Here is a 15,335-nt window from a genome sequence, read left to right on the forward strand (position 1 = left end):
GACCATGCAACGCGCTTTAGCCGCCACGCCAGAGCCGTCTGAATAGACCCTGCCGCGTCGGCGCTCGATCATAACCCTCAAATGTCGCCGCAAGTTTGTCGAGCACATCGCTGGCCCGAAGCGCTTCCGCCGTGGACTGTTCCAGCCCGCGCCGAAGCTCCGCCACATCGCCAAGACGGGAAGAGAAATCGCTCATGGCGGTTTCGATCGCCCGCTGCAAACCGGCCACGACCGGCTCCAGCCGAACCTCGATGACCTTGTCGGGTGTCGACATGCCAGCGAGCTTGTCGGCCATCATCTGTGTCGCGGTCGCAATCTGCGTGCTGGCGCTGGTCAGGATGGCGTTGATATCGTGAACTGCCTTGGCTGTCTGGTCGATGCCGCCCCGCAGCTCCTTGGTGTCTATTCCGCTCTGCATCGCCAGCGAGGATGCCCTGATGTGCTCGGAAGCTTCCTTGGCGAGCAGGTCCAGAGACTGGACCAGGGATTTCGCCGAGGTTTCCACTTGCGTTCGTATCTCGTGATAGCCCTCTTGCAGCATCTGCTGGTTGGAGCGTTGGAAATGGTTCATCTCGCTCAGGATGCCATCGAGTTCCCGGCGCACCTTGCGGGATGTTTCTGCGAGCTCGAGACGTGACACGCGTTCCACTTCCATGGGGTCGCGTCGGAGCTGATTGAAGACGATGCGAAATGCAATGCCGGCGATGGTGGAGGCAACCGCGATGCCGAAATTGCGCACGATCTCGTCGACTGCGCCACCGCCTCCATACTGGTAAAGCGAAACGGCGAGGCTGGTGAGCGTGAAGATGAAGCCCATATAGTAGAAGTTGTCCCCGGTTTGGTCGTCGCGCAGCCGGAGCCCGCGCGCGATCATGATCATCGCCGCGTAGCCCATCATCAGCGCGATCGGCACGAAGGTAACGACGAATGCCGACACGGAAAGCGATTTGGCCACGACTATGTAGGCGGCGCCCAGGCCGGTAAAAACGATAAAGACCAGTGGCGCCGCAGCGTCCAACTGCCGGCTGGCCACGCGCGGCCGCCTCACCCTTCAACTCCTTGCAACGACTTGGCAGAGCTGAAAACGCCGTGATTGTAATCAATCCACTGCTGCCAGAATGCCATCAACGCGACGCTGTCGACGGGCGACTTCGCCCGGCGTATGAGCCAGATCGACACATCGCTGCCAGCGAGATCCGTAGCGAAGCGGTTTGCCGCGGGCGACTTTTTGAAGGCATCGAAATCTGTGGCGCCGCGGTAGTGAGAGAAGAATTCGGTATTCTCGAACATGTCCGAAACGACAATCAGCCGCGAGGGGACCGCACGCGTTTTCTGGGCGACCAGATGGCTGACGGCTATCGACTGAATGCCGGCCATGATCGGCGAGCTGTCGGCCTTGTTTGCCTCGACCGCTTTCTCAAGCGCAACCAGCAGCGGCTGGCCGAATCCCGCTTGCCAACGCTCTCGCGCCAGCGCCGCATTGCCGGTGAAAGCACTGAGGTCGCCGCCATTGCCGGGGTTGCACAGCGAGAAGAGTTCTTTCGTATAGGGTACCGCTGATGTAAGGGCCCTGATCTCGAGCAAGCCACCGCGCTGGATGCCGGAGGCGGTATCGCGCAGCAGGGTCTGGATGTTCAGTTTGGTGACGTCAGCGATTGCATCCGTGGTATCGATCAGGATGATGGTTTGCGACGCAGCTCCGACGACCGGGCAAAGCCGATCGTCAAGTTCGACGAGTTGCGAGCGCGCAGAGACATAGACGTAGGTAAAGCCTATCGCGGCGGCAATGAGGCCGAGCGCGAATAGAATAATCCAGCCCCAGTTGACAAGGTTGGAAGGCGAGCGCCGGGACCGTCGACCGCTCATTGGGCTTCAGGCACCAGCACATCCAGTTCGCGATACTGCTTCAACGCAGCCTCGAACTGTTCACCCAGGACGACCAGCATCTTGTCGAGGTCGCCTTGCGCATCCTTGATGGAAGCTTGCAATTCGTCGCTGTTCCATTCCCCGTCGCGGAAATACTGGACGCCGATGCGGCCGAGTTGGTATGGCCGCGAAAAGCGCTCCGGCGCGGGTGTCGTGCGTACAGCGATATTGGCGTCCCTGTAGATTCGGAACAGGCTGTTTGCCGCACGTTCAAGCTGAGCTTGGTGGGCGTCGAACAGCCCAACCAACCGAGAGCGATGGGCCACGATCGCATCGTGTTCTGTCCGCTGCTTGCTGAGGTCGGCGCGCGCATCGGCGAGTTCGTCCTCATAACCACTGCGAACATCGGAAAGCTCGCCGATCAGGCCTTGCCGCTTGTTTCGATAATTTGCCCGCGCCTCGTCAAGCCGGTGATCAACCGTGGCGTAGCCTGGATAAGTGTCACGCATGCTGAGCCCATCGATCAGGGCAAAGAGTGAAAACATCACACCGAGGAAGAAGAGTATCCAGGAGCGAAATTCGTTCAGCGCGAATGGCGCGCTTAGCAAGCGTCGCATCACCTCGTCGCCATTGGTCGCGATCGTTCCGGCAACCTCGCGGTAATGCGCCAGACCAAGATTGATGGCAATCGCTGCGCCGATATAGGCCGCGATGGCGAGAATGCCGACAAACTTACGGAAAATCGAGCGATGCGCGATCTCGCGCACGCCATAGAGGGCGAACATCAGCGCGACGCCGACATTGAGAATCGCGAAGATCAGCGCCTCGACGATGCCGCCGACCAGCCCGAGCTCGTTTCGCTTTGCAAGCAGTTCGCCATTGATGACGAGCTCTGCCATCACCAGCGCCACCACAAAGAGCCATTTCAACGTCGTACCGATGGCGGTGGTCTTCTTGCAGGGCCGGCGAAGCCCGTTCTGATCCTTGAAATCACGATGCCAGGACTCTGCCTCCTTCAGATCGCGACGCAGCCCATGCAGATCATCGATTCCCATCTGCAATTCGGCTTTCAAGTCGGAGAGACCAGCCGTGGATGCCGCTTTTATGTTGGCAAAGCGCGATTCAAAGTCGAGGTCGATGAGACGCTGCCTGAACCCCGCAAGTTGGTTCTCCAGATGATCGTGGGATTGTTTCTGGGCGGCTCCGACCAATTCGACGATATCGTTTTCAACGGCATCGTAAGGTAGGTCATCGCTTTGAGGCAGATTCTCCCTGCCCCGCTTCTCGCCTTTCTCCGCAAGCCGCATATCCGTTGCAATGCGCTGGACGTCGATGTCGGGGAATGACTCTGTCGTCGGCCTATAGGCATGCGGCGGCCGCAACAGCCGTTGCTTGAGCTTTTCCAGTGACCCGAACATTCCACCCCACGTACACTCTTCCGACCACCCGGATCGAGGCTAGCGGTAAGCTCCGGATTCTTCAACGAGTTTCGCCCAATCGAAAGTGGAGCTTTTGCGGACGCAAAAGCACGGCAATTCCATCAGAATGACTGTCTACTGCTAGGGAGCCGTATTTTACTCTGCGCCGTATACTGTATGGTCGCTGTCGCCGAAGGGCGGAGAAAAAGAGAGCGGGCATTCTGCTTCGCCAAACGCCGCCCCTCACCGCAACTCCACCCACACCGGCGCGTGGTCGCTGGCGCCGTCCTCACCGCGCACGTCGCGGTCGATGCCGGCAGCCTTGAGCTTGCGGGCGAGCTTCTTCGACAGGAGGATATGGTCGAGCCGCAAGCCCGCATCGCGCGGCCAGCGGTTCCGCCGGTAATCCCAGAAGGTGTAGAGCGTCTCTTTGGGGTACACCTTGCGCAGTGCGTCCGTCCAGCCTTGCTCGATGAGCGCCGCAAAGGCTGCCCGGCTTTCCGGCTGTACCAGCGCGTTATCGTCGTAGGAGCGCGTGGCATAGATATCGCGCGGCTCGGGCACGATGTTGTAGTCGCCCGCCAGCACCACCGGCAGACCGGTGTCGAGCAGTTGTGCCGCATGCGCGGCGAACCTGTCATGCCAGGCGAGCTTGTACTGGAATTTCGGTCCCGGTCGCGGATTGCCGTTCGGCGCGTACAGGCAGCCGATGACGATTCCGTTCACCGCCGCCTCGATGTAGCGGCTCTGCCTGTCGGCATCGTCGCCGGGCAGCACACCGCGCGTCAGCACCGGCTCGGCGCCCCGCGCCAGTATGGCGACGCCGTTCCAGGTCGGCTCCCCCTTCCACACCGCGCCGTAGCCGGCATCGGCCAGGGCACTGCGCGGAAAATGCATATCGCGCGCCTTCAACTCCTGCAGGCAGACGACATCGGGTCTTGCCGCCGCCAGCCAGGTCAGCAGATTCTTCAGTCGGCTGTTGACGTTATTGATGTTGAAGGAGGCGATTTTCATCGGCGGGTCAAGAGACGAGCTTGCCCGTCCAAGCCTTCACCGTTTCGGCCAGCGTCTTCAGATGATCGGCGGTCGAAAACCCCGAGATGCTCTTGCGCGGCTTCAGATCGTGATCGCCATCCTCCAACCATACGATCTCGATGCTGTCGGAGAGCCCATAGCCGGCAACCTCGTCGGGCGTGCCGAACTCGTCGCGCGTGCCCTGGAAGATCAGCGTCGGTATCGTCAACCCGGCCAGATGCTTGGTCCGCAACTGCTCGGGCTTGCCGGGCGGGTGGAAGGGATAGCCGAGGCAAAGCAGGCCCGAGATTTCGCCCCTGGCAAACATCTCGTCCGCCACCATCGAGGCGACGCGACCGCCCATCGATTTGCCGCCGATGATCAACGTCCCGGTCACGCCCCTCGCCCTGAGGTCGGCGATCGCCTTGATGTATTCCGGGTTCACTGTCTCGGCGCGCGGCGGCGGCTTGCGGTGGCCATAGCGGCGGGACGCCATATAGTGGAACTCGAACCGCGCGACCTGAAAGCCTACTGCCGCCACCGCCTTGGCGGTGGCGGTCATCGAAGGAGAATCCATCGACGCGCCGGCGCCATGCGCGAGCAGGATGGTGACGGGAGCTGTGTCGTCGCCGTCGAAGAGGAAGGTGGTCATGGAATAGGGCTCCCGTGGCTCGGCGTTGGTGACCCCTTCTCCCCTTGTGGGACCCGAAGGGCGGGCGAGACCGTTGGCTCGCCCCGGGGGTGGTCTCGCGAAGCTCGGCCGGATGACGGGTGTTCCAGGAAACGCAAACGCCTCATTCCAACACGCACCCCTCAACCGTCTCGGCGCTGCGCGCCGATCCACCTTCTCCCAAAACGGGAGAAGGAAAGAGCTTTACCCCGCCGATTTCGCCAGCTGCATGTCCACGAACTGCACGCCCCTGGCCGCAACGCCGGCCCATTCGGACTCGGCATCGAGTTCCAGATAGCGCGCCCAGAGCCGCCGCGCCTCGAGCAGTTCGCCGGCGTCGAATTCGAGCCGGGCGAGATTGAAAACCGGATCGGCGTAATTGCCGTCGAGTGCGATCGCCTTTCGCAAGTGCCTTCGCGCCGACGCCGTCTTGCCCTCCTCGCTCATCAGCCCGGCGAGATTGAACCAGGCCTCGACGAAAGCCGGATCGAGTTTGATCGCGCGGGCATAGTCGTGGGCCGCTTCCGCCGCGTGGCCGCCGGCGCGCAGGCAGTTGGCGCGGTTGAAGGCGGCGATCGCGTCGCCTGGATCGATGGCAAGGCAGCGCTGGTAGAGCGCGGCGGCACCATCATGGTCGCCGCCCTCCTCCGCCGCTTCGGCCTCGGCGAACAGCTCTTCCAGCGGATCGTCGTCGGAGGCGCCGAGATCGAACAGCAATTGCCCGTCGAGCTCGCTCTCGCCGCCATCCAGATAGATCGTATCGGGCCGTCCGGATGCCGAGCCGACCGCGAGCGACTTGGCGGTGAGCGAAGCCACCGGGCCGGAACGATGCACCGAGCGCGCGATGGCGCCCCATGTCGCGCCACCGGCGACCAGCCCGGCATATTTGCGCGCCAGGATCAGGTCGCGGAAGGAATAGGGTTCCGCGTCATGTTCGAAGGCATCGAACAGCGACAGGAGATCGAGGTCGGCGCCGGACAGTCGCGACTGATCGATCAGCGATTGCCGCGACAGGGAGGAGGCCTCAGGCGCCTTCATCAGTCCGAGCAGGCGCAGAAAACCGTTCTCGCTGAGCAATGCACGCCCGGCGCCACGCTCGGCGGCGACGCGGCGTTCGATGTCGGCATCGCCGGTCTTCGTGAGCCCGGCTTTGACCAGACCGGCCTTGACCAGCAGACCGCGACCGAACACGACATGCGTGGTGCGCCGGATGACACCGCGCCTGAGTTCGCCATGCTGGCGCGCGACCTCGCGCGCCGCCAGCCTGAGCGGAAACGCCGCCAGCGCGCCGATCGTGCCGAATATGGCGCCGGCTGGTGCCGTCACTTCTTGCTCTTGCCGACCGCCTTCAGCAGGTTGGCTTTCAGCGGATTCTCAGCAGCGCCGCCCGCGGCCGCCTTGGCCTTGGCGGCGGGCTTCTCGTCGGCCTTGCTCTTCGACTTGGCCGGCGGCTTCGACTGCGACTGCGACAGGCTCGCCTTCAGCGCATCCATCAAATTGATGACGTTGCCGCGCTCGGGTGCCGCCGCGATGATAGGCTTGTGGCCCTTCAGCTTCTCGCGGATCATCGCCATCAGCGCGATCTCGTAGCGATCCTCGTAGTTCTTCGGATCGAAGGTGGTTTCCTTCTGCTTGATCAGCGCTTCGGCCAGTTGCAGCATTTCAGGATCCGGGTTGCCCGCAGGGATGTTGCCGAAATATTCAGCCGTGCCGCGCACTTCGTTCGGGTTCCTCAACGTACACACGAACATGCCGTTTTCGCGCGCGCCGATCGTCACCACGCGCTCGCGGCTGGACAGGACCAGCCGGGCGATCGCCAGCTTGCCGGATTTGCGCATCGCTTCGCGCAGCACGGCGAAAGTCTCCTCCGCCATCGCACCGTCCGGCGCCATGTAATAGGGCGCGTCCTGGTAGATGACGTCGACCTCGTCCTCGTCGACGAAGGCCTCGATGTTCATCGTGTGGTTGGATTCGATGCGCACCGCGTCGAGGTCGCTATCGTCGATGATGATGTACTGCTTGTCCTCGTACTCGTAGCCCTTGACCAGGTCCGAACGCTCGACCAGTCCGAGTTCCGGATCGACCGGCTTCATGTTGATGCGGTTGTGGGTCTTCTTGTGCAACTGGTTGAACGAGATGCGCTCGCTGGCGCTGGTGGCGGGGTATAGCCGCACCGGACAGCTCACCAGACTGAGCTTGAGGTAACCTTTCCAACTTGCCCTGGGCGCCATGATGAACTCCTACGCGGCCATGCACTGAAACTTTTCGCAGCGCTTTCGTCCGAAGGACGAACAAGGCTGCGTAAATCCTACACCGACCCCGCACCTTACCGGCAAATCCTGACGAAATGTTTTAGGACGCCGGAAGGGCCGCGAGTAGAGAATAATTCAAATTGTCAAAAGCGTCGATGGACTTGGGTTTCTTCGCCCTCGCGAAGCGGGGAGGAAACCAATCTATTTGAACGTAGGCAAATCCCGAGCAAACTCGTCGATCTCAGCCCACGGATCGCCCGACGTTTCCAAGAGTCCCGGCAGCGACGCATAGTTCAGGTCCTGCGGCGCGTCGATCGTCTCCAGATCCGCCCAGCTCACCGGTGTCGAGGCCGGCAGGTTGGTGCGGGCGCGCAGCGAATAGGGTGCGGCGGAGGTGTGGCCGCGCGCGTTGCGGTGATAGTCGATGAAGATGCGCTTCTTGCGGTTGTCCTTGCCCATTGTGGTGGTGAAGGTGTCCGGCGCGCTTGCCGCCAGATGCGCGGAAATAGCGCTGGTCGCCTGGTGCAGCGTCTTCCAGTTTTGCCTGGCCGTCACCGGCACGGTGATATGGATGCCCTTGCCGCCCGAGGTTTTGGCGAAGGGCACCAGCCCCAGCTCCTCCAGTTCGCCCTTGATGTGCACGGCGGCCTCCACCACTTCGCGCCAGGAGATCCCTTCGCCCGGATCGAGATCGAAGACAATCTGGTCGGGCCTGTCGAGGCTGGTGCGATGCGTGCCCCAGGTGTGGAACTCGACCACGCCGAACTGCGCCAGCGCCAGATAGCCCTTCGCGCCCTCGACCGAGAGGTAGGATTTGGTCTCACCCTCGGAATTGGTCGCCTCGAAGGTGGCAACCGAAGGCGGTATGCCGGTGAAGGCATGGCGCTGGAAGAAGCAGTCCTTCGGCAGGCCGGTCGGGCAGCGCACCAGCGACACTGGACGCCCTAGAATATGCGGCAGCATGAAATCCCCGACCAGCGCGTAGTAGACGGCGATGTCGAGCTTGGTGGGCCCGGTCTTGCCGAACAGGCGCCTGGTCGGGTTGGTTACCCAGATCGTGGCGAGGTCAGCCTCCGCGATCAGCCGCTTGCGCTTGGCCGAAACCGGCGTCGACAGGCCGACATCCCTGAGGCCGCGAAACACCGCATGGCGCGGAGCATTGTCCGCCGTGCGGTTGGCGTAATGGATATGGGCTGAAAACAGCGGCTTCACCCAATGCATCTCGCGCATGATTTCGCGCGGCGCGCCTTCGGGCGCCATGGCGCCTGATGTGAGCGGCTCCAGCCGGGCCAGAAGATCGGCCGCGGTCTCGGCGTCGAAGCCGGTGCCGACCTTGCCGCGATAGTGAAGCTCGCCGTCCTCGAATTCGGCAAGGCCAAGCGCCGCCAGCCCCTCGGCTGCATCCGAAACCGTGTAGCCGGCGATGACGAAATCGCCGGTTTGCAGCGCCTTGGTCTTGGTCCAGCTCTTCGTGCGGCCGCTCTGGTAGGCCGCGGTTGCGCGCTTGGAGACGACGCCTTCCAGGCCAAGCTCCGAGGCCTGGTCGTAAAGCCCCTGCCCGTCGCCGCCCACGTGATCGCTGTACTGGATCGCGGAGTTGGCGCGCAGGCCGGCGAGCAGTTCGGCCAGCAGCGCCTTGCGCCTTTCCAGCGGCGCCTTGCGCAAATCCCAGCCGTCGAGATGCAGGAGATCGAAGGCGTAGAAATGCAGCTTGCTGCCGGCGCCCTCCGCCAGCGCGTCCTGCAGAAGCGCGAAGCGGGAAATGCCCTTGCCGTCGAGCACGACGATCTCGCCGTCGATGATGGCCTCCCGGCACGGCAGCTTGGCGAAGGCATGCGGCAGATCGCCATAACGCTTGGTCCAGTCGATGCCGCCGCGGGTGATCAGCCTGACCTCGCCACCTGTCAGATGCGCCATGGTGCGGTAGCCGTCGAACTTGATCTCATGCAGCCAGGACTCGCCGGTGCGGTCGCAAGGATCGTCACCGCCCGGCGGTTTCGGCACCTGTGTCGCCAGCTGCGGCTCTATGCGGGCGGCGGGAGAGGCCTTGACCGCGCCGGACAAGGCGCCGGGCTTCAGCGTGCCGGGCCTTGGCGCAGCCTTGGCCGGCGGCGGCGCCACCAGCTCCTCGATACGGCGGCCGGATTTCACGCTCTCCGGCCGCTCTTCGAGGATGTCGAGCGTGGGATTGGAAGCGAGATCGCGCTCCTTGAACAGAAGCCAATTCTTCTTGCCCTCCTCTTCGCCGGGCTTCGGCTTCAGCCTGGTCAACATCCAGCCGCCATTGAGCTTTTTCCCGGCCAGCCGGAACTTGAAGGCGCCGGTGCGCAAGCTCTTCTCGACATCCTCCATCGGCGCCCAGCTGCCCGTGTCCCAGACGATCATCGGCCCGCCGCCATACTCGCCTTCGGGAATGACGCCCTCGAAGTCGATATATTCGAGCGGATGGTCCTCGGTCTCGACCGCCAGCCTTTTGTCGGCCGGATTGAGCGAAGGTCCGCGCGGCACCGCCCAGCTCTTCAGCACGCCGCCGACCTCAAGGCGCAGGTCGTAGTGATCCGCCGTGGCATGGTGCTTGTGGACGACGAAGCGGTTGCCCTCCTCGGCGATCAACCCACCCGCCGGTTCCGGCGTCTTCGAGAATTCGCGCTTGGCGCGGTAAGGTTTGAGCTTGGAGGGCGTCGTCATGGCATCGACCGTCGCAAGCCAGCCAATTGCAACAACAGAGCGCCATGCCTGCTCGAACGGTCCGATGCGGCATGTATCAGGGTGACTAGCCGAAACGTCGCTGCCAACCAGTCACCACGCTCAATCGTCGGCCGCCGGCGTCAGTTCGAGCTCAGCGGGCGACAGGCCCTGTCGCAGCTGGCTCAAGCGGAATTCGTCGACCCAGTAGGCCTCGCCATCGACCAGCACGCGCGCCCTATAGGTGCCGCCTGAAAAACTCTGCGCGGTGATGTAGACCTTGTGGCGGTCGAGCGCCTTGCGCACCGCGGCACGCTTGGAGTTCTGGCTGTTCACGGCACTGGACATGCGCTTCGCCCTCGGTCGCCCTGACACGGAACTCGACCGCTCTTCGCGGTCCGGCGACTGGCCCCAAGGATGGCGGAGAGCGGCGCGGGTGTCAATTTCTTCGCCGCGGCGGCTTCCCTGCAAGACGCAAGCATAGCCGACGGCATTGGCTCGATTATGTCCGCGAACCTGTGGGCTGGAACAATATGACATCTTGTTTGGCATATGCGCCGAGGCGGCTCGGCGCTTCTGCTTTCCGCATTGTTAACCTCGGCGCGCCTAGGAATAGGGCGGGCTCCGGCCGCGGCGCCAATGCGTCAGAGCGGCGCGGGGATGGCGCGGCCATCCAGGAGAACAAGGTTCATGACCGCTTCCGTGCGAAGCAATGACTGTGAAGTGGCTGTTGTCGGCGCCGGACCTTTCGGACTTGGCGTCGCCACGGCGCTCAGGGCAGCTGATGTAGACGTGCTTGCCTTTGGCAGCCCGATGGGCTTTTGGCGCGAGAACATGCCTCGGGGCATGCGGCTTCGCTCGCCCTGGCGCGCAACCTTTATCGGCAACCCGAACGGCCCGCTCTCCCTCGATTCCTACGCCAGCGGCCAGCGCGTCCAATTGCGCGAGCCATTGCTGCGGCAAGATTTCGTCGACTATGGAATGTGGGTTCAGGCTCAGGCGGTTCCGGATCTCGACACGCGCATGGTGAGCCGTGTCGAACGGACCAATGCGGGATTCCGGCTGATCCTTGCCGACGGCGATGCGGTTCGCGCCGGCCGCGTCGTCGTCGCCATGGGCCTGAAGAACCAGGAACTGGTGCCCGCCGCCTTCACCGGCCTGCCCTCCGAACTGGTCAGCCACACCAGCGCGCACATTGGATTCGAAGCCTTTGCCGGCAAGCATGTCGCCGTTGTCGGACGCGGACAGAGCGCCTGCGAATCCGCCGTCCTGCTGAGAAAGGCGGGAGCCGACGTCGAACTCGTCTGCCGGGGCGACATCCATTGGCTGGGCGCGCCGTCCAGCAACCGGGGCCGCAATGTGCTCGGCGCCGCCGAGGAACTCCTGGCGTCGCCCTCGCGCGTCGGCCCGTTCCCGCTGTCCTGGCTGATCGAGGCGCCGGGTCTCGTGCATGGTTTGCCGGCGGCGGCGCGACGCTGGGTCAATGCGCGTGGCCTCAGGGCCGGCGCGTCAGGCTGGCTGCGGCCGGACTTCGGCGGCATCAAGGTCAAGGCCGGCCGCGTGATCGTCGGCGCCTCCGCCAGCAACTCCGGACTAGACTTGCGGTTCGAGAACGGCTCGACCGCTTACGATCACGTCCTGCTCGCGACCGGCTATCGCATAGACATCGGCAAGCTCGGGCTCTTCGCCCCCGATTTCCTCGATGCGATCGCCTGCCGCGACGGATCGCCTGTCCTTTCCACGGGACTGGAATCGAACATTCCCGGCCTGCATTTTGTCGGCGCCAGCGCGGTCGCGAGTTTTGGCCCGTTGATGCGTTTCACCGCCGCCACCCCGTATGCGGCGCAGGTCGTCACCCGTTTCATACGCACTGCCAGAAGCAAGGGGCAGAACGCACGGCGCTCCACCGTGAGACTGGGCGAAGCCTCGGTTCCCGCCGGCCCGAAGCCGCGTTGAGCATCGCGGGCCCCGCCATGTATCAGCGCGATCAGGCGGGGCTCTCGCCTGTCAAAGCGGAAGAGCTGGGCAACCGGCCGTGCCGGACAGCATGTGAGGATGTAGGCTTGGCGACGTCAGGCGCAGTGTTTCTTGGGGGCGCGCACGGCACGCTTGCCCTGGCGCGCAGCCTCGGCGCGCAAAAAGTGCCCCTCACCTACATCACCAATGATTCGCCGCTGCCGGGCTGGTCGCGATTTGTCGGAGCCACCATCCGCTGGCCCGGCCCAAACGATGAGCGGGCACTGCCGTTTCTGCTGGAAGCGGCGCCTAAACACCGGCTGGAGGGATGCCTCCTGATCCCGGCCGCCGATCCAGAGGTTCGCCTGGTCTCGGAAAACCTCGCCGCCCTGTCGGCGATCTATAAGATCTTGCTGCCTTCCTGGGATGCGTTGCAGTGGGTCTGCGACAAGCCTCTCCTCTACAGGCGGGCAACCGAGTTGCGGCTGTCCATTCCAAGGACCTATGACATCGCATCCATGGCGCAGGCCTCATCCCTGGACATGGTTTTTCCGGTCGTTCTCAAGCCTCACATGGGCGGCGGCAACACCCGCATCGCCAGGGCCAAGGTCGTCCAGGCCGACGACAGGGCCTCGTTTCTTGCCGCCTATCGCGACGCGGCCGAACAGGTCGGCGGCCAAAACGTCGTCGTGCAGGAGCGCGTGCCGGGCGGGGGAGAAAGCCAATTCTCTTACGCCGCGCTCTGGAACGAGGGCAAGCCGATCGCGGAGTTCACCGCGCGCCGCTCGCGGCAGTATCCGGTCGACTTCGGCTATACCAGCACCTTCGTCGAGATCGTCGACGAGCCCCGCGCCGTCGCTGCCGCGCGCACATTGCTGTTGTCGATCGGCCATAGCGGCCTGGTCGAGGTCGAATTCAAGCACGATTGTCGCGACGGCACGCTCAAGCTTCTCGACGTCAATCCGCGCCCCTGGTCGTGGTTCGGACTTTGCGCGCCTGCCGGCGTCGACCTGGGCGCGATGCTGTGGGAGACAGTGAACGGCCGGGCCACCGCAGCCGCTACCGCTCGCCCGGGAACGGCATGGATGTATCTGGCCCGCGACGCTGTTTCATCCGTGACGCTGATGCTGGGCGGCAGGCTTGGCATCGCGGCCTATGTCAACTCCTTCGCGACGGTTCGATCCTGGGCGGCGTTCGCCTCAAACGATCTGCTGCCGGGGCTGATCGAACTGCCGCTGACGGCATGGCGGGTGCTGACGAAACGGCTGCTGAACCCGGCCGGCCGCCGGCCCTGACAAAATCGCCCTTTATGATGGCCGGTAGTCGAAGATCGCGTAATCGATGGTCCGCACCGCGTCGAGGAAACGCGGCATGGGCGGCGTCACGCGTTGCTGGAAAGACCCGGCATCGCGGATGGCGGGCTTCGCCCATTCGATGGCCCTGTGGCTCGAACTGCCGTAAACGACGAGGCAGGGCCGCGGGTGCCGTTCCAGCGACGACATGAGATTGCCCAGCACGATTTCGAACACGTCCCTGGAAAAGGGATTGTAGAAATAGACCAGCAGCGGCGTCGGCGGGAACTCATACGTCGCGGCATCCGCTTCGATAACTGCAATCTGGCGGCATTTCTGGGCCGGGCTCTTGTATCGCTCGATGTTGCGCCGGGCGATTGCGACGAGCTCCCGCGCGAACTCCACACCGACAATCGCGGCGAACGGGTAGTGCGAGGCCAGCAGGAGCGTGCGCGACTTGCCCGAACCGATATCGATGAAGGTGTAGTCTGCGAGATCGTCCGTCAGCCTGTCCATGATGAAGGCGAAGGATCTGGGCGACGTGCAGACGCATTCATTGCCCTGGTCCCGGTGCGGTCCGACGACATCGAGCGCGTCGAGCCGGATCGAACCCGCCGTATCGACGCCATTGTCGCGATCCCACCGGCGCGCCAGCCGGTCGGCAACGAGATGGCGGATGTTGCGTGCGACGAAGCGGCCGCTGTCACCAAGGCCATGCCGCCGCACGAGCCGGAGCGGTTCGAGGATTCCTTGCTGCCGGACGAACCGCAGCGCCCTTGCGATGCGTCCCCTCGAGCGGTCCTGCAAATCGATGCTGTGCGTTTCACGGTTCATTGCGGATCGGCTCGGTTGCCTGTCAGCGCAAGCGGCGCAGGCCGCGTACCAGGCCTTGGCCGGCCTTGAGCAGCCGCGGTTTGGAGCGAATGAAAAGCTCGATCCGGCAGCGCAGCGAAATATAGGCGGTGGCGCCCCATCCCCGCAGCGTCATCGACTGGCACAGTTCGGCCAGGACCGAACTGGTGGCGCCGATATGCTCCTTATAGCCCTGGCTGCCAACCGAAAGGTCGAAATAGTCGAACCCTTGCCCGCGCCCCCACATCATCAGCTTGCCAAATGTAGTCAGTCCCGGCGGGGCAACGGCATTCTGGTCGATCCCGAGCAACAGGGTATGCAGCGTGCCTTTCCTGACCAGTACATAGATGACGGCGAGCCAGGCTTCCCCTCCGCGCAATCCGAAGATGCGCACCGAGCCGTCGGAAAGGCCATGCAGCGCGGCAACTCGGTAGAAGTCGACGACGGGTTCCTGCGTCAAGAGGTCGAAACGGCCGAGCTCGCGAAACCGCTTCAGTCGCAGTTCAAGGAGCGTGTCAAAGAGCGTTTCCGTCAGCGCCGGCGTGTCGGCCTCGACCAGGCTCAGGCCGCCGAGCTTTTCGAGGCGGCGGCAATGCTTGTGAAAGCTCTTGGCGAAGGAGGGCCTGCAGATGCGCTTGATGAGCGTTTCCGGTTCGCCGTGCAGGACAAGGCCGGAGGTGATCTGGAGAGAATCGTGCGCCGCCGAAAGCAGCGCCAGAGGATTGGCGACTCGTTGGATCTGTTGCGGGATTCCCAAGATATGGATGCGATCCGCCGGTGGCAGCACGGCGCGGACTGCCGCCCATGCGGCGTCGGCGCCTTGCCTGGTCCATGCCCTGTCATCCGCCAGCAGCGGTGCCGAATAATCGCAGACGCCGCAGCTCAACCATTCGATCAGGGAGTGGCCCAGCGCCCGGCGCCGCATCAGCGGCAAAAGCATGACCGGCGCGCCCGTGGCGGCGTCCTTGACCTCGACGACAAGCAGTTCCGCGCCTTTGGGCATCAGCCGTTTGGCGATCCCCTCGACCCACGCATAATGCTGATGCGCGGTGCACACGCCATCGGCCTGAAATCGCAGCCAGAGCGGCTTTACAGTGTCGAGGCTGGTGTGCAGCCGGGCTTTGAAGCGCGCGGCTGTACCGGCGCTGGCGGCAGTCGGGGACAATAACCCGTCGGATAGATCCGTCTTGGGAGCCGTTCCCGTGGCTTGCCACATGCTTCTCCTGCCCTCCCGGCCGGCCATAAACATCGTCCACGCAAGCAGTGTAAACCCCGCCAACTCAGGACCGCCCCGGGCAGCCGTGCGTTGGAGCGCACGAAAGCCATGGTT

Annotated in this window: 13 protein-coding genes; 2 read left to right on the forward strand and 11 right to left on the reverse strand. The window is 63.7% G+C overall.

The annotated features are described in order from the left end of the window. Window positions 1-16: 16 nt before the first annotated feature. The 9 genes from FJ490_RS14990 to FJ490_RS15035 all read right to left on the reverse strand — a co-directional run bounded on the left by FJ490_RS14990 (window position 17) and on the right by FJ490_RS15035 (window position 10,253). Complete coding sequence (locus tag FJ490_RS14990) at window positions 17-1,048, reverse strand: hypothetical protein (protein ID WP_140565344.1); 1,032 nt, start codon at window positions 1,046-1,048, stop codon at window positions 17-19. Next, window positions 1,045-1,866: a hypothetical protein gene (locus FJ490_RS14995; protein ID WP_140499048.1), complete on the reverse strand. Its 822-nt coding sequence runs from the start codon at window positions 1,864-1,866 to the stop codon at window positions 1,045-1,047. The genes FJ490_RS14990 and FJ490_RS14995 overlap by 4 nt, the downstream gene beginning before the upstream one ends. Beyond that, window positions 1,863-3,173, reverse strand: a complete 1,311-nt coding sequence (locus tag FJ490_RS32685; protein ID WP_140728420.1) for a hypothetical protein — start codon at window positions 3,171-3,173, stop codon at window positions 1,863-1,865. Before FJ490_RS32685 ends, FJ490_RS14995 begins: the two co-directional genes overlap by 4 nt. A 354-nt stretch (window positions 3,174-3,527) precedes the next feature. After that, on the reverse strand, window positions 3,528-4,298 hold the full coding sequence (locus tag FJ490_RS15010) for an exodeoxyribonuclease III (RefSeq protein ID WP_140565350.1): 771 nt from the start codon (window positions 4,296-4,298) through the stop codon (window positions 3,528-3,530). 7 nt (window positions 4,299-4,305) lie between these two features. After that, window positions 4,306-4,950: an alpha/beta family hydrolase gene (locus FJ490_RS15015; RefSeq protein WP_140728419.1), complete on the reverse strand. Its 645-nt coding sequence runs from the start codon at window positions 4,948-4,950 to the stop codon at window positions 4,306-4,308. Window positions 4,951-5,172: 222 nt separating this feature from the next. After that, window positions 5,173-6,294, reverse strand: a complete 1,122-nt coding sequence (locus FJ490_RS15020) for a tetratricopeptide repeat protein (RefSeq protein ID WP_140728418.1) — start codon at window positions 6,292-6,294, stop codon at window positions 5,173-5,175. Then, complete coding sequence (locus FJ490_RS15025) at window positions 6,291-7,199, reverse strand: Ku protein (RefSeq protein ID WP_140499057.1); 909 nt, start codon at window positions 7,197-7,199, stop codon at window positions 6,291-6,293. The genes FJ490_RS15020 and FJ490_RS15025 overlap by 4 nt, the downstream gene beginning before the upstream one ends. A 222-nt stretch (window positions 7,200-7,421) precedes the next feature. Next, complete coding sequence (ligD, locus tag FJ490_RS15030) at window positions 7,422-9,908, reverse strand: DNA ligase D (RefSeq protein ID WP_140728417.1); 2,487 nt, start codon at window positions 9,906-9,908, stop codon at window positions 7,422-7,424. A gap of 120 nt (window positions 9,909-10,028) precedes the next feature. Beyond that, window positions 10,029-10,253, reverse strand: coding sequence for a hypothetical protein (locus FJ490_RS15035; RefSeq protein WP_140499061.1), 225 nt, complete (start codon window positions 10,251-10,253; stop codon window positions 10,029-10,031). Window positions 10,254-10,595: 342 nt separating this feature from the next. Between FJ490_RS15035 and FJ490_RS15040 the strand changes: the two genes are divergently transcribed. Together FJ490_RS15040 and FJ490_RS15045 are read left to right on the forward strand one after the other, a co-directional pair. Continuing rightward, the gene (locus FJ490_RS15040; protein WP_140728416.1) at window positions 10,596-11,861 is read left to right on the forward strand and encodes an NAD(P)/FAD-dependent oxidoreductase; all 1,266 of its coding nucleotides are present in this window, start codon (window positions 10,596-10,598) and stop codon (window positions 11,859-11,861) included. A 107-nt stretch (window positions 11,862-11,968) separates the two neighbouring features. Next, window positions 11,969-13,156, forward strand: coding sequence for an ATP-grasp domain-containing protein (locus tag FJ490_RS15045; protein ID WP_140728415.1), 1,188 nt, complete (start codon window positions 11,969-11,971; stop codon window positions 13,154-13,156). Window positions 13,157-13,168: 12 nt separating this feature from the next. Here the strand turns inward: FJ490_RS15045 and FJ490_RS15050 are convergent, their stop codons facing one another. Continuing rightward, on the reverse strand, window positions 13,169-13,987 hold the full coding sequence (locus FJ490_RS15050) for a class I SAM-dependent methyltransferase (protein WP_140728414.1): 819 nt from the start codon (window positions 13,985-13,987) through the stop codon (window positions 13,169-13,171). A 22-nt stretch (window positions 13,988-14,009) separates the two neighbouring features. Beyond that, window positions 14,010-15,221 carry a GNAT family N-acetyltransferase gene (locus FJ490_RS15055; protein WP_140728413.1) on the reverse strand — a complete coding sequence of 404 codons (1,212 nt, stop codon included), beginning with the start codon at window positions 15,219-15,221 and terminating at the stop codon, window positions 14,010-14,012. Window positions 15,222-15,335 lie beyond the last annotated feature (114 nt).

Origin of the sequence: Mesorhizobium sp. B2-5-11 (assembly GCF_006440835.1) — a bacterium.
In the GTDB taxonomy this organism is placed as follows: domain Bacteria; phylum Pseudomonadota; class Alphaproteobacteria; order Rhizobiales; family Rhizobiaceae; genus Mesorhizobium.